Genomic DNA, 15,994 nt, shown 5'->3' with positions numbered 1-15,994 from the left:
GAAATTCAATAACGTTTTGGACGAGGTGGAGTATGTTGTATGGATTTGATATTGGCGGCACCAAAATTGAGCTTGCCGTCTTTAATGAAAACTTAGAAAAATTATACAGTGAACGAGTCGATACCCCAAAAACCTCTTACGAGGAATGGCTGAATGCCATCGTGCACTTAGTGCATAAAGCCGATGACATGTTTCATTGTCGAGGTTCAGTAGGATTAGGTATTCCAGGCTTTGTGAATCAAAAAACGGGCATGGCAGAAATCGCAAATATTCCTGCCGCAGACAATAAACCTATTATTCAAGATCTTACTGAACGTTTAGGACGTGAAGTCCGAGCTGAAAATGATGCTAACTGCTTTGCCTTATCTGAAGCATGGGCGGAAGAAAATGCACCATATCCTATGGTATTAGGGCTTATTTTAGGCACAGGATTTGGTGGCGGATTGATCTTTAATGGTCAAGTTTATTCAGGGCAAACGGGCATGGCAGGGGAGTTAGGGCATATTCAATTGAACTATCATGCATTGCGATTGTTAGGTTGGGATAAGGCACCCATTTATCCTTGCGGTTGCGGCAATCAAGCCTGTTTAGATACCTATCTTTCTGGCCGTGGCTTTGAAATGCTGTATCGGGATTTACAAGGTGAAGCATTAAATGCGAAAGACATCATTCAGCGATTTTATGCGGGTGAGCAAAGTGCGGTTAATTTTGTTGAACTTTTCATCAAGCTTTGTGCGATTTCTATCGGTAATATTATCACGGTGTTAGATCCTCATGTGATTGTGCTAGGTGGTGGATTATCTAACTTTGATTATTTATATGAAGCTTTACCCAACGTCTTACCTAACCACTTAATGCGTAGTGCCAATGTGCCTTTGATTAAAAAAGCAAAATACGGTGATTCAGGTGGCGTGCGAGGGGCTGCGGCGTTATTTCTCTCTAAATCTGTTGAATGATAAGTGGCATGTTCTGTGTTTAAGGCAAGGACAAAAGTTGAAATTTTATTCAAAAAACAAGGAATATTAGGTAGAATAAAACCACCTTTCTCTCTATTTTAAGGAAACTTTATGCGTCAATATTTCACTAAAGCGATTTTATTTTCTTCTGTTATGGTCTTATCTGCCTGTGGCAGTTTATCTGATATGACTTCAGGTCGTGGCGTAACTGCCCCTTCTGTTGCCAAAGCACCGAAAGCATTAGGCATGGATTTGGCGGCGTTAGAACAGAAAGCAATGGGCTTAAAAACCTTTGAGTATCGCTATAATCAGAATCAATATGTGGCTTATTTAAGCTCACAGCCAGAATTGATTAAAGCACAAGAGGCGGAAGGCTCAAGCCAGTTCTTCTATAAAGCAGGGAAGTTAGTGGCAGCACTTGATCAATCAGGTGTGTATCAATTTGGTGCGGATGGTAAAGTGGCAAATGCCTTTAATGCACAAGGCAATCCCCAATCGGTCAATACCGACAACGCCACGAAAATATCTGCAAAAGCCAGTAAACTTTACAAAATGTTCAGTTACAATAAAGCCGATAATACGGCAGCAAACATGAAAACAGGCAACGATGCCAAACTGAATTATCTATGCATTGCAAAAATTCAACAAGTGGCTCAAACCCAACGTGTTTTCCGTAGCCCAGAGAATGCCGTCTTAACAGCAAATAGCTTAAATGCAACGGTTCGCTTAAATGGCACCCAATTTTATAAAATGGATTGCCAAATCGCAGCCAATAAAGTGACGAAATTAAGTTTAATGAAAAAATAATCGTCACACATCAATAAACAAAAAGTGCGGTGAAATTCACCGCACTTTTCACTTTTAATGGGATTAACCTCGCATGGAATCAAGTAGGCTTTCTTTCGAAGATTATGTACAACACATCGTCCATCAAAACAAAGGAAAAAGAATTCATCATTTTGAATATCATGGACAATATTTTTGGATTAAACAGCCTGAAGTATTGAGTCTTGGCTGGCGACTGTTGAAGCCTTATCCCGAACAAGCATTTCAAAACGAAATGAAAACCTTGAAAAGTTTTGCACAACTTGCCGCCCCCGTGCCTAAATTACTGATTTCACGCCCTGATTTTTTCGTCTTGGAAGATGCAGGCCCCACCCTTGCCGATTGGATGGAAAATCCGAGCATTTCTGTACAGCAAAAACAACAGATTTTGTCCGAAGGGGTGAAAGCGTTAGTGGCGTTACATCATCAAGGTCTGGCTCACGGCAGACCAGCTATCCGAGATATGGCATGGAATGGTGAGCAAATTCGTTTTATTGACTTGGAAAACCACATGGAAAATCAGCCGACTAAGCAAGTACAAGATGTCATGATTTTTATGCATAGTCTATGCCGTTCGAAAGTGATTTCAGATCAAGAAGTCAAACGTGTGATAGCAGAGTTGGCACAACAATCTGCCCCGAGCATTTGGCAGCAGGTCATTGTACAGTTACGAAAATATCGCTTTATTTATTATCTTTTGTTACCATTTAAACCTATTGCAAAAACGGATTTGATTGCAATTTATCGTTTATTTGAAAATATGTCTGACCAATTGAAGAGGAAAGTAGAATGAAAAAGCCATTGATGATCATAATCATCAGCCTGATGATAGCAGGTTGTTCGGTAGGGGGCAGTGTCAGTGCAGGAGGCGGAAGTCAGGGTGTTGGGATAGGACTTGGCGTAGGCACGGGTATTCGTTTTTAATCAAAAAGTGCGGTAAATTTTAGCAAAGTTTTGAAAAAAACCGATTTTTGGTAATTAAACCTTGCTATTTTGTCTAAAATCCTTATAATGCGTTTCATATTTCGGACGCGGGGTGGAGCAGCTTGGTAGCTCGTCGGGCTCATAACCCGAAGGCCGTCGGTTCAAATCCGGCCCCCGCAACCACTTTACAGATAGTTTAGTAAAGAAACCCCAAGTGATGGGGTTTTTTCGTATCTAAACGAGGAGTTTTTTGATGTAAGGACTGGATCGCGAGTCCTTTTTTTACGTCTAAAATTCGGCATTTGTCTGTGAGTGGTTCAAAACGTAGTCAATCGCCATCGGGCATTGGGGGCGTTTTACCAATACTAGTATAGAGAGGAGGCAATTTTGGCAACGTTAGAACAAAAATTACAAGCACTACTACAAGACGCCGTAGCCGATTTAGGTTGCGAACTTTGGGGTATTGAATGCCAACGTGCAGGAAAATATTTAACGGTACGCTTATATATTGATAAAGAGGGCGGCGTGACGGTGGAAGATTGTGCCGATGTGAGTCGTCAAGTCAGTGCAATTTTAGATGTAGAAGATCCGATCGCAGATAAATATAATCTTGAAGTGTCTTCGCCGGGCTTAGATCGTGCTTTATTTACTTTAGCACAATATCAACGTTATATTGGTCAAGACATTTCAGTTCATTTACGGATTCCAGTATTAGATCGTCGTAAATGGCAAGGAAAATTAGCGAAGATTGAAAATGATATGTTGACGCTAATTGTAGATGGACAAGAACAAGTTTTAGTGTTTGGCAATATTCAAAAGGCCAATATTATTCCTAAATTCTAAGGAGCAAACAGAGCAATGAGTAAAGAAATTTTATTGGCTGCTGAAGCCGTGTCAAATGAAAAATTATTACCACGCGAAAAGATTTTTGAAGCGTTAGAAAGTGCCCTTGCCCTTTCAACCAAAAAGAAATATGAGCAAGAAATTGATGTGCGTGTTGTGATCAATACCAAAACTGGTGAATTTGATACCTTCCGCCGTTGGATCGTGGTAGAAGAGGTGAATAACCCAACCAAAGAAATTACCTTAGAAGCCGCACAGTTTGAAGATCCAAGCTTGCAAGTAGGTGATTATGTGGAAGATCAAATTGAATCTGTTGCATTCGATCGCATTACCATGCAAACGGCACGTCAAGTGATCAGCACCAAAATCCGTGAAGCGGAACGTAACAAAATCGTTGAGCAATTCCGTTCACAACAAGGCGAAATTGTAACGGGAACCGTGAAAAAGGTTAACCGTGATAATATCGTGTTAGATTTAGGGCAACAAGCTGAAGCCGTGATGTTGCGTGAAGATATGCTTCCACGTGAAAATTTCCGTCCGGGTGACCGTGTACGTGGTGTGCTTTATAAAGTCAGCCCAGAAAGTAAAGGGGCTCAGTTATTTGTGACTCGTGCGAAGCCAGAAATGCTGATCGAACTTTTCCGCATTGAAGTGCCAGAAATTGGTGAAGAGCTTATTGAAATTAAAAATGCGGCTCGTGATCCTGGCTCTCGTGCCAAAATTGCGGTGAAAAGCAATGACAAACGCATTGATCCCGTTGGGGCGTGTGTGGGGATGCGTGGTGCACGAGTACAAGCGATTACTAATGAATTAGGCGGTGAGCGTGTAGATATCGTCCTTTGGGATGATAACCCTGCTCAGTTTGTGATTAATGCGATGGCACCTGCCGATGTGAGTTCGATCGTTGTGGATGAAGATTCACATTCTATGGATATTGCGGTGGAATCAGCCAATCTTGCTCAAGCAATTGGACGTAATGGACAAAATGTCCGTCTTGCTACGCAATTAACAGGTTGGACATTAAATGTCATGACCACGGAAGAATTAAATCAAAAACATCAAGCTGAAGACAATAAAGTATTGAAATTATTCATGAATACTTTAGGGATTGATGAGGAATTTGCACATATTTTAATTGAAGAAGGGTTCTCAACCTTAGAAGAATTAGCTTATGTGTCAGTGAGCGAGTTAACGGCAATTGACGGTTTAGAAGATGAAGATCTGGTTGAAGAATTGCAAGCTCGTGCTAAAGATGCCATTACAGCCGCTGCATTAGCGGAAGAAGCGGCATTAAAACAAGCGCATATTGAAGATCGTTTACTCGCCTTAGAGGGGATGAATCGTCATATTGCATTAAAACTCGCAGAGAAAAAAATTACGACTCTTGAAGAACTTGCAGAACAAGGTGTTGATGATTTAGCTGATATTGAAGAGCTAACAGCAGAACAAGCCGCAGACTTTATTATGGCTGCACGTAATATCTGTTGGTTCAGTGAGTAATTGGAGGAGTGAAATAGATGACAGAAGATGTAAAAAAAGCTGATGGGGCTGCCCCAAAAAAACTGAGCTTACAGCGTAGAACCAAAACCACCGTAAGTACGACGGCGGGGGGAAAAGCAAAAGAAGTGCAAGTAGAAGTTCGTAAAAAACGTACCGTACCAACAGATGTTGCACAGCGTGCAGCGGAAGAAGCAAAATTGAAAGCCATACAAGAAGCAGAAAAATTAGCGGCTGAAGAAAAAGCACGAAAAGAAGCGGAAGAAAAAGCCCGCTTAGCCGCCGAAAAAGCAAAACAGGCAGAACTTGAAGCAGCGAAAAAAGCACAAGCAGCTAAACCTGTTGATGCGGAAAAAGAAAAACGTCGTGCAGAAGAAGCAGAATTACGTCGTAAAGCAGATGAACTTGCTCGTCAAAAAGCTGAAGAGCAAGCGCGTAAAGCAGCAGAAGAAGCAAAACGTTATGCAGAGCTTAGCGAAGAAGAGACGGATGTTGAAAGTCATGAAGACTATGCAGATTATCATCTAACCTCAACTTATGCCCGTGAAGCTGAAGACGAAGAAGCTCGCCGCAAAGAAAACCGTAATCGCAATGGCAAAAATAAAGTGGCTAAAGCGAAAAAAGGGGGACGTGAAGAGGAAAGCTCAAAAACTGAACGTGAATCTAATCGTCGCAATCAAAAAGATGGAAAAGGTGGTAAAGGTAAACACGCTAAGAAAGGCAGTGCGTTACAGCAAGCCTTTACCAAACCTGCTCAAGCGGTAAACCGTGATGTAGTCATCGGTGAAACCATTACGGTGGCGGAGCTGGCGAATAAAATGGCGGTGAAGGCAACAGAAGTGATCAAAACGATGATGAAGATGGGGGCAATGGCAACCATTAACCAAGTGATTGATCAAGAAACAGCACAGCTTGTTGCAGAAGAAATGGGTCACAAAGTGATCATTCGTAAAGAGAATGAGCTTGAAGAATCCGTGATGAGCGATCGTGATGTGGATGCCGAATTAGTGACACGTGCACCCGTGGTGACGATCATGGGACACGTTGACCATGGTAAGACCTCATTACTTGACTACATTCGTAAAGCCAAAGTGGCATCAGGTGAAGCGGGTGGGATTACCCAGCACATTGGTGCATATCATGTTGAAACCGATGATGGCAAAATGATCACCTTCTTAGATACACCAGGACACGCCGCCTTTACTTCTATGCGTGCACGTGGTGCGAAAGCAACGGATATCGTGGTGCTTGTGGTGGCGGCAGATGATGGCGTGATGCCACAAACCATTGAGGCTATTCAACATGCTAAAGCGGCAGGTGTGCCGATTGTGGTTGCAGTTAACAAAATTGATAAACCAGAAGCCAATCCAGAGCGTGTTGAAACCGAATTATTGCAACATGAAGTGGTTGCCGAGAAATTCGGTGGTGATACACAATTTGTGTATGTCTCTGCGAAGAAAGGGACAGGGGTTGATGAGTTATTAGAAGCGATCTTATTGCAATCTGAAGTGCTTGAATTAACGGCGGTGAAAGATGGCATGGCAACGGGTGTGGTGATTGAATCTTACCTTGATAAAGGTCGTGGACCTGTGGCAACGATCCTTGTGCAATCTGGTACCTTACACCGTGGTGATATCGTTCTTTGTGGTTTTGAATACGGTCGTGTTCGTGCAATGCGTAACGAAAACGGTAAAGATGTAGCAAGTGCAGGTCCATCCATTCCTGTTGAGGTATTGGGGCTTTCAGGCGTACCAGCTGCAGGTGATGAAGCAACGGTTGTTCGTGACGAGAAAAAAGCCCGTGAAGTGGCGTTATACCGTCAAGGAAAATTCCGTGAAGTGAAATTAGCTCGCCAACAAAAAGCGAAATTGGAAAATATGTTTACCAATATGGCTGAAGGCGATGTGGCTGAATTAAATGTGATCGTGAAAGCAGACGTACAAGGTTCTGTGGAAGCCATTTGCCAAGCCTTAAATGAGCTTTCTACGGCAGAAGTGAAAGTGAAAGTTGTTGGTTCAGGTGTTGGGGGAATCACAGAAACAGATGCCACCTTGGCTGCCGCATCAAATGCGATTGTCCTTGGCTTTAACGTGCGTGCTGATGCCTCTGCACGTCGCATTATCGAATCAGAAAATATTGATTTACGTTATTACTCCATCATTTATGAGCTATTAAACGAAATCAAAGCGGCGATGAGCGGTATGTTACAACCTGAATTCAAACAAGAAATTATCGGTCTTGCTGAAGTGCGTGATGTCTTCCGCCATCCGAAATTTGGTGCCATTGCAGGTTGTATGGTGACAGAAGGTATTGTGAAACGTAACAACCCAATCCGTGTATTACGCGATAACGTGGTCATTTTTGAAGGCGAACTTGAGTCATTACGCCGCTTTAAAGATGACGTTGCCGAAGTGCGTAATGGTATGGAATGTGGTATTGGCGTGAAGAACTACAACGACGTGAAAGTCGGTGACCAAATTGAGGTCTTTGAAGTAGTTGAAATCAAGCGTACCATCTAAACATTGATTGAGCATGAAAAACGGAGAATAAATATTCTCCGTTTTTTTATGTATAAAACCCCGAAAGGGCTTATAAAATATGTTTAAAAACGACCGCACTTTCACGCAACCTCCCTCCTCATGTTTGATGATGTTCAATCACGTGGGTGAGCAACAAAATATCAAAGAGAATATTTCAATAAAATTGCGTTGATCGTTCAGTTATCGGTGTTAAAAATACGGTAATTATGCCAAAATATGTCTCTTTATTTAGAACATTATAAGGAATGCAAATGGCTAGAGAATTTAGTCGTGCTGATCGAGTCGCACAAGAGCTACAAAAAGAAATTGCAATTATTTTACAACGTGAAGTGAAAGATCCACGTATCGGCATGGTAACGGTATCGGATGTCGAAGTCTCAAGCGATCTTGCCTATGCTAAAGTGTTTGTGACTTTCTTATTTGATCACGATGAAAGTGCCATTGAAGCAGGCATGAAAGGTCTTGAAAAAGCCTCGCCTTATATTCGCAGTTTATTAGGGAAAGCTATGCGTTTACGCATTGTGCCTGAAATTCGTTTTATTTATGACCGCTCTTTAATTGAAGGTATGCGTATGTCGAATTTGGTCACCAATGTCGTTCGCCAAGATAAAGCCCGCCATGTTGATGAAGATAACGCCTCAGAGGAAAAATAATGGCAAAACCTCGTAAACGTGGACGTGATATTGACGGTATTTTTTTGTTGGATAAACCGCAAGGCATGAGCTCAAATGACATCATGCAAAAGGTGAAACGCTTATTTCAAGCCAATAAAGCAGGGCATACTGGTGCATTAGATCCATTGGCAACAGGTATGTTGCCTATTTGTTTAGGCGAAGCCACTAAATTTTCACAGTTCTTATTGGATGCGGATAAACGTTATCAAGTGACAGCAAAATTGGGTGAGCGTACGGATACCTCCGATGCAGAAGGGCAAGTCGTTGAAACCCGTGCAGTGAATGTGACAGAGCAAGATATTCTTGCCGCATTGCCCAATTTTCGTGGTGATTTAATGCAAGTGCCAACCATGTTTTCTGCCTTGAAACATCAAGGTAAACCGTTGTATGAATATGCGCGTGCTGGTATTACGGTTGAGCGTGAAGCTCGCCCCATTACTATTTTTGAATTGAGCTTTATTGCCTATGAAGCCCCTTATTTAACCCTTGAGGTGCATTGCTCAAAAGGGACTTATATTCGTACACTGATCGATGATCTAGGTGAGTATTTAGGCTGTGGTGCACATGTAACCGTATTACGCCGTACGGCAGTAGCAGATTATCCTGTGGAGGCGATGATCGACTGGGCACGCTTACAAATTTTAGCGGAACAGCAAGATCTCGCTTTATTAGATCAGCATTTACTCCCGACAGACAGTGCGGTAGCAAAGCTTCCAGCATTAAATTTAGATGAGCAACAAAGTAAAGCCATTGGGTTTGGTCAGCGTGTGAAGTTTGAAAATTTAATGCAGATTGCAGGGCAGGTGCGTTTATTTTCGGATAAACAACAATTCTTGGGCGTTGGGATCGTCGATGAACGCAATGTGATTCATCCACAGCGTTTGATAACTCAACATCCGAATTAATACTTGTTGGTGATGAAAAAGGGTAGCCTTTGGGCTACCCATGTTATGCTAAAAAATAGCAAACCATTTTTAGCCATTAAAAGTTATAGCTTACGCCCAATTTCACGCCATTATCACGATAGCCATTTTGACTAAAACGGTGAACAACATGTCCCCAAAACGAGGCATTGTGTGTCAGTTTTATTTTATCCAGTCCAAGTTTCACTTCTTTTACATCTCGCTCACCCGCAATATAAAAAGCATCATTTTCTATGGATACGCCAGTCCGTTTATTATTATGTAGCCAATTGAGTTCCATATAGGGACTGCCCACAAAAGAGGTTTCTGCGGCGGATAAACGTATCCCTAGTCGTGTTGTGAGGTGAGTTCTGCCAGTGAGTGTGAACTCAGAAAGTTTAGGCTGGGAGACATGACTATAAATCACTTGGAACTGTGGTTGCAACATCCATTCGTGTGGTAGATGATAGCGATAACCCGCTTCAAGAGAGGCTTGGAAAGCATTCATTGAATAGTGCATACTTTCCTCTGGTAATGTCACTCGATTTTTAAAATGGTTATAGCTTAACCAGCTATCTAAATAGCCGTTTTTATGTTCTAAAGAGGCATATAATCCTACACCATAGCCTTTGAGATTTCCTTTCGTTCCATCATCTTGTACTTGAGCACGTGATTTATCTCTCGCCATATTCAGGTATAAGCCATATTTCCATTGTTTATCATTTAGCACGACATTGCCAAAATCAAACCCGATTTGTAGCACATAGGCATGACTTGTGGTTTTGATATCTGTATTCTCTAGACTATTTTTATGACGGTTATAGGACAGACGTGTCCAAAGGCGATCAGAATCCTGAGCTTTTGTGGCACCTAAACGATCATAATATGAAAATACAAAGTGTTTTTGAGCCGCAGAAACGGATAATGCTAAGTTACCCAATTCACTACGTGCTAATTGGTATAAATACCAATTGACTTGATTATTTTCATTTTTGGGTGATAAACGATATTTATACCCACCAAATTTATCTTTCACTAAGTAAAAAGCATCTGCGGATGAACCTTGTGTTTCGATAAGCTTCGCCTTACCTTTCATAGGCTGCCCAAGGGTGGATGTCGGATTCGTAATTTCTACCCCCGTTGAGCCAGAGGCTTGTTGTTTAATGATTAATTTGTCATGTTCTAATGCGGCATTCCCTACATTAACACGCATTACAATGTTGCCATTTCCAAGATAGTTATCGGAAATATTAAGGGCGTGATAATGCTGATTATTTGGTGTAAAAATCAATTTCCCCTGATTGGTTAACTGACCTTGAAAAACATAGTCAGTATTCACGAGGATATTTCCTTCAGGCATATTTAAGATCTTTTGTGAAGTGAGTTGACCGCCATTTAAGTGTAAGGTGCCTTTTTCCATGATCACGGATTGAGAGAATTGTAATTCTGTATTGTTTAATTTCCAATCGCCTTCTAGTGCTAAATGTTCAAAGTCTTTAAATTTATTGGGATCAGAAATGCTACCGTGTTCAAGGAGTTTTAAAATATCATCGTTGCCATTTGCATAGATATTCCCTGCAATATTGCTTTTGGCATTAATCACCACTTTATTCCTTGCTTGACGATTAGCTAAATAAATATTGCCTTCAACCGTACCATTTTGTAAGTGTAACGTGAATAGCCCGCGATCCTTTTCAAAGGACTCGTTTAACTCAATATCCTTTTTAATTGTCCCCGTATTGAAAAAATCTCCTTTATTGGCATTAATACCTAAGCCACCACTAATGAGACCAGTATTTTCAATTTGGACTTCAGGTGCGGAAATTCGAGTGGTAAACGTGCCTTCAATTTGACCGATATTTTTAAAATAAGTCGTTTTCAACGCATTGAGCATAATTGGCGATTTGATTTTTCCACTTTCTCGGTTGATCATAAAGACATCTCGTCCAGCAATATAGGCGGCTAAACCCGATGCCAAGTGAGATATTGACCCCTCATTATCCATGACCGTTAAACTATTCTCAGGGGGCGTGTCAACATGGCTTATCACTAATGGCATTTTACTTTTGCCGACAATATCGCCCGTTTTTTTATTATGGAAATAGACATTCGGGGCATAAATTGTCATTGCATTCGCATTATTTGCTGTACCTAATATTTTTCCTTCATTTTCTACGAAATACAGGTGCTTAATATGATGATTATGGCGACTAGTGAGGACTTCAGCCCAACTTTCCAAATGCACTTTGTTGAGTACTCTTACTGTGTGAGGCTTGTGGTTGGAATAAACCGCGTAGCTTCTATCTGCATTATAGTACACATTAAATGTCACGAAACCTTTATCATCTTCGTCAAGACCAAAGCTCCCTGGTTTATTTTTGACTTCGATCTTGTTATAAACCGTTTTACTTTCTAGCTGTTTAATATTTTTAATCGCAGCATCAATTTTTTCATCAATAGAAGACGCAAGAGAAAATTGTGGAATATTCAATAATATTGCACTAATGATTGTATTTATAGCCGTTTTTTTAAATGTTTTTCTTATTATTTTCATATAAGACTCCTTTTTACATAAATAATTTTTATTATTTTCTTATTCAAGAAATGTATTTTTTTGTAATATTGTTTAATTTTAATACAGATTTAGATCAAATAATAGTCAACTTTTATTTTTTATGAAAGGAATGAAAAGAAAGGTCAATAAAAAAACGAGATGAACATCACAATGATCATCTCGTTTATAAGGCGTGTATTCAGAAAAAAATTATTTCACGGTCACTCGTGCAAATTTACGTTTACCGACTTGATAAACAGCCGTGCTTGGTGAAATGACTAATTTAGCATCTTCTACTTTTTCACCGTCAATTTTTACACCGCCTTGCTGAACCATACGGTTTGCTTCGGAGGTTGATGCCACTAAACCAGCTTCTTTTAATAAATTTGCTAAACCTATTTCCCCTTCAAAGGTGAATTCTGGCATATCATCTGGTATAGCACCTTTTTGGAAACGGTTGATAAATTCTTGTTCTGCGGCATCAGCATCGGCTTCACTGTGGAAACGAGCAATAATTTCTTTTGCTAATAATACTTTGACATCACGTGGGTTACGACCGTTTTCAACTTCTTGTTTTAATTGGGCAATTTCGCTTAACGGACGGAAAGAAAGCAAGTTATACCAATCCCACATGAGTTCATCGGAAATCGACATCACTTTACCAAACATTTCATTTGGTGCTTCAGTGACACCAATATAGTTGCCGAGTGATTTAGACATTTTTTTCTCACCGTCTAAGCCCACTAATAAAGGCAAGGTGATAGCCACTTGTGGTTTTTGCCCAGAAGATTTTTGCAATTCACGCCCGACTAATAAATTGAATTTTTGGTCAGTACCGCCAAGTTCAATATCGGCTTCTAAAGCAACAGAATCATAACCTTGTAGTAATGGATAAATAAACTCATGAATCGCAATAGGTTGGTTTTGGCTAAAACGTTTTTTGAAATCATCACGTTCTAACATACGTGCCACGGTGTAATTAGAGGTTAAACGAATCATGCCTTCTGTGCCTAATTCACCTAACCAGCTTGAGTTAAAGACAATGCGGGTTTTTTGTGGGTCTAAAATTTTATAAATTTGTTGTTTGTAGGTTTCAGCATTGCGTAATACATCTTCACGACTTAATGGAGGACGAGTAGAGTTTTTACCTGATGGATCGCCCACCATTCCTGTGAAATCACCGATTAAGAAAATCACTTCATGCCCAAATTGTTGGAATTGACGTAATTTATTTAATACCACCGTATGACCTAAATGAATATCAGGTGCGGTAGGATCAGCACCGAGTTTGACACGTAAAGGGCGGTTTTCTTTTAATTTTTCGATTAAATCGGCTTCTGAAAGCACTTCATCTACACCACGTTTAAGTTCGGCAAGAACTGTATTTATCTCCGTCATTCTAATTTCCTGTTTCATTTTGGCTAAAACACTACATTATAGTGATTATTCACTAAATGAAAAGTCTGCGACTGGCTTTATTTGGGATTAAGTACATGAAAAAATCAGAAATGTTGATCCGTTTAATTGGGTGGGGTTGAGAGAAAAATCAGCGAAATTTAGGACTTGTTCAACAAAGGCTGTTTGCAGTGATGAAAAAAACAAAAATTTTGCATAAAAAAAAACGCCTCTATGTGGGGGAGGAGGCGTTCAAATGTTGGAGTGATTATCTATTGTTGTTTGAATGGTTTAAATGATAATCGTTCTCAAAAACAAAGTCAATACTTTTTATGAAAATTATTATCAATTAAATTTTTCTGGCAGAATCCCCGAGATAAGGCACGCTTTCTGTTAACGAAAGTGCGGTAGGAATCTGATTAGAAAATTGAAATTCGCCTGCATAAGCATACACTTCCACCCCTTCTCGAATGGCTTCACGCAAGAGTTTATCGTATTCGGGATCAATATATTCCGCTATTTTGAAACAATCAAAACCGTTATGTAAGCCTGCAAAAAAGACGACGGCACGATGTCCTAATTTTTTCATTGCCATCAGTTCACGTAAATGTTTTTGTCCGCGAGTGGTGACGGCATCAGGAAACATACCGATGGTATTTTTAACGAACGTCACCGATTTGACTTCCACATAGCAATCAGGCAAGCCTTCGGCTTTTAATAAAAAATCAATTCGGCTGTTTTCTTCGCCATATTTCACTTCGGGTAGGATCTGATCATACATTGCAAGTGGTTTAATACGCTGTTGTTGCAATGCTTCCAATGTGAGTTGATTCGAGCGGTGTGTGTTAATGCAAACCATATTGCCATTTTTCAGTTGGGTAAGTTCCCACGAGTGCGGGTATTTGCGGGTTTGGCTGTCGGAGTGTGAATACCAAACGGTATCTCCTGCTTCACCACAGCCTGTCATGGCTCCCGTATTGGCACAATGAATGGTTAAGACTTCGCCGTTTTCCAGTTGTACATCGGCTAAAAAACGTTTGTAACGACGAATCAGTGTCGCAGATTGAAGATTAGGCAGTTGCATAGAAGGTCCTTGCTACATCGTCTAAAATGTTGAACCATAACAGAAGCGTTATGATTGTCAAGACACTTGAGAAAAGGCAAGGCTCAAAATCGTGGTGGATCAGTTAAAACAGAGATAAACAAGAGGGCGTTATTGCTAAATAAACAGAAGACGGGAGGGCGAGCAGGGCTCTTGCTTGTGCAAAAAGTGCGGTCTATTTCTAAAACATTTTTAAAAAGGACCGCACTTTTCTAAGGCATTTCGTGTGGATTATTTTTGATGAGGCTGGCGTGTATTGGCATCCACTAAATTACGCATTAATAGTGCATAATCTAATTGTACATCTTCAGGCACATCTAAGAAGACAAAATGACCATCGCCTAAGCCTGCCGCAACGTCTTCATTTTTGCGATTCAACATCCGTTCAATTTTGAACATAATGTTACCTTTTGGGGTCATCATTTCTACCTCATCACCGAGCAAAAATTTATTTTTAACAGCCACTTCAGCCATGCCCTGTGCATTACGTTTACCCGTAAACTCACCGACAAATTGTTGGCGTTCAGAAATGGAGTAGCCGTAATCGTAGTTTTGGTATTCATCGTGGGTATGACGACGCAAGAATCCTTCGGTATAACCCCGGTGAGCGAGGGATTCTAGCGTATCCATTAAACGTTCATCAAAGGGTTTGCCTGCTACCGCATCATCAATGGCTTTGCGGTAAACTTGTGCCGTTCTCGCACAATAATAGAAAGATTTGGTTCGCCCTTCAATTTTTAAGGAATGGACGCCCAGTGCGGTGAGTTTTTCTACATGTTGTACCGCACGCAGATCTTTGGAATTCATGATGTAAGTGCCGTGCTCATCTTCAAATGCCGACATTTGTTCTTCAGGGCGTTGGCTTTCTGCAAGTAAGAACACTTTGCTGGTGGTATCGCCTTCCCCTAATGTTGGAGCCACATTTTTCACGGGAATTTCTTCTCCCACATTGACAATATTGCCGATGTCATCTTCTTTGGCTTCGGTAACGCTGTATTCCCAACGGCAGGCGTTGGTGCAAGTGCCTTGGTTTGGATCCCGTTTATTAATATAGCCAGAGAGTAAACAACGTCCAGAATACGCCATGCATAATGCCCCATGTACGAAGACTTCAAGTTCCATGTCTGGGACTTGTTGGCGAATTTCTGCAATTTCATCAAGGGATAATTCACGGGATAAAATCACACGGGTTAAGCCCATTTGTTTCCAAAATTTCACCGATGCCCAGTTCACCGCATTGGCTTGCACCGAAAGGTGAATCGCAACGTGCGGGAAATGTTCACGCACTAACATAATTAAGCCAGGATCCGACATAATTAAGGCATCTGGCCCCATGGCAATGACGGGTTCTAAATCACGAATAAAGGTTTTTAATTTTGAGTTGTGCGGTGCAATATTCACCACAACATAGAATTTTTTGCCTAAGGCGTGAGCCTCATCGATCCCAATTTTTAAATTAGCGTGATTAAATTCATTGTTGCGGACACGTAAGCTGTAACGAGGTTGACCTGCATAAACAGCATCAGCCCCATAAGCAAAGGCATAACGCATATTTTTTAATGAGCCAGCAGGGGAAAGGAGCTCGGGAGTAAAAGTAGTCATAAATTTTCCGTTAGTCTGATTACAAGTCAGTTACTCACATCAGGTGAGCAATTCAAAGGGGGATATTGTAGGGGGATTTTGAACTTTGTAAAGTAGAAACACGAAGAATGAGGGATTAATTAAAGGGCGGTGGGGTTTCTCCGTTTAATAAAACGTGATTAAAATCCACCGCACTTTTCT

The 15,994-nt window shown here is 40.8% G+C and carries 13 protein-coding genes and 1 tRNA gene; 10 read left to right on the top strand and 4 right to left on the bottom strand.

Annotated elements, in window-relative coordinates:
• Window positions 1-32: 32 nt before the first annotated feature.
• From nagK to truB, 10 genes are all read left to right on the top strand, one after another.
• Entirely contained in the window at window positions 33-956 is a 924-nt protein-coding gene (gene nagK / locus ACPEEM_RS05275) for an N-acetylglucosamine kinase (protein WP_424405660.1), read from the top strand.
• Between the two features lie 111 nt (window positions 957-1,067).
• Entirely contained in the window at window positions 1,068-1,763 is a 696-nt protein-coding gene (locus ACPEEM_RS05270; RefSeq protein WP_424405662.1) for a hypothetical protein, read from the top strand.
• A gap of 73 nt (window positions 1,764-1,836) precedes the next feature.
• Window positions 1,837-2,574 carry a protein kinase family protein gene (locus ACPEEM_RS05265; RefSeq protein ID WP_424405664.1) on the top strand — a complete coding sequence of 246 codons (738 nt, stop codon included), beginning with the start codon at window positions 1,837-1,839 and terminating at the stop codon, window positions 2,572-2,574.
• A complete protein-coding gene (locus tag ACPEEM_RS05260; RefSeq protein ID WP_424402840.1) occupies window positions 2,571-2,705 on the top strand; it encodes a hypothetical protein in 135 nt (44 codons plus the stop codon). The genes ACPEEM_RS05265 and ACPEEM_RS05260 overlap by 4 nt, the downstream gene beginning before the upstream one ends.
• A 106-nt stretch (window positions 2,706-2,811) precedes the next feature.
• Window positions 2,812-2,888: transfer RNA gene (locus ACPEEM_RS05255), tRNA-Met, on the top strand.
• A gap of 204 nt (window positions 2,889-3,092) precedes the next feature.
• Entirely contained in the window at window positions 3,093-3,548 is a 456-nt protein-coding gene (gene rimP / locus ACPEEM_RS05250) for a ribosome maturation factor RimP (protein ID WP_424402841.1), read from the top strand.
• A 15-nt stretch (window positions 3,549-3,563) separates the two neighbouring features.
• Window positions 3,564-5,048: a transcription termination factor NusA gene (gene nusA / locus ACPEEM_RS05245; protein ID WP_424402842.1), complete on the top strand. Its 1,485-nt coding sequence runs from the start codon at window positions 3,564-3,566 to the stop codon at window positions 5,046-5,048.
• 17 nt (window positions 5,049-5,065) lie between these two features.
• Complete coding sequence (gene infB / locus ACPEEM_RS05240; protein WP_424402843.1) at window positions 5,066-7,564, top strand: translation initiation factor IF-2; 2,499 nt, start codon at window positions 5,066-5,068, stop codon at window positions 7,562-7,564.
• A gap of 272 nt (window positions 7,565-7,836) precedes the next feature.
• A complete protein-coding gene (rbfA, locus tag ACPEEM_RS05235) occupies window positions 7,837-8,238 on the top strand; it encodes a 30S ribosome-binding factor RbfA (RefSeq protein WP_424402844.1) in 402 nt (133 codons plus the stop codon).
• Entirely contained in the window at window positions 8,238-9,164 is a 927-nt protein-coding gene (gene truB, locus ACPEEM_RS05230; RefSeq protein WP_424408020.1) for a tRNA pseudouridine(55) synthase TruB, read from the top strand. The genes rbfA and truB overlap by 1 nt, the downstream gene beginning before the upstream one ends.
• A 76-nt stretch (window positions 9,165-9,240) precedes the next feature.
• Here truB and ACPEEM_RS05225 read toward each other — a convergent pair whose 3' ends face one another.
• From ACPEEM_RS05225 to yegQ, 4 genes are all read right to left on the bottom strand, one after another.
• Entirely contained in the window at window positions 9,241-11,715 is a 2,475-nt protein-coding gene (locus tag ACPEEM_RS05225; RefSeq protein WP_424408018.1) for an autotransporter outer membrane beta-barrel domain-containing protein, read from the bottom strand.
• 210 nt (window positions 11,716-11,925) lie between these two features.
• Window positions 11,926-13,113 (bottom strand): tyrosine--tRNA ligase, encoded by a 1,188-nt coding sequence (tyrS, locus tag ACPEEM_RS05220; protein WP_424408016.1) that lies wholly within the window; start codon window positions 13,111-13,113, stop codon window positions 11,926-11,928.
• A 346-nt stretch (window positions 13,114-13,459) separates the two neighbouring features.
• Window positions 13,460-14,194, bottom strand: coding sequence for a DNA/RNA nuclease SfsA (gene sfsA / locus ACPEEM_RS05215; protein ID WP_424402848.1), 735 nt, complete (start codon window positions 14,192-14,194; stop codon window positions 13,460-13,462).
• A 249-nt stretch (window positions 14,195-14,443) separates the two neighbouring features.
• Window positions 14,444-15,814 (bottom strand): tRNA 5-hydroxyuridine modification protein YegQ, encoded by a 1,371-nt coding sequence (gene yegQ, locus ACPEEM_RS05210; protein ID WP_424402849.1) that lies wholly within the window; start codon window positions 15,812-15,814, stop codon window positions 14,444-14,446.
• Window positions 15,815-15,994: the final 180 nt, after the last annotated feature.

This window comes from Pasteurella pantherarum (assembly GCF_049670885.1).
Classification (GTDB): Bacteria; Pseudomonadota; Gammaproteobacteria; order Enterobacterales; family Pasteurellaceae; genus Pasteurella.
This window is presented reverse-complemented; position numbering and strand designations above follow the sequence as displayed.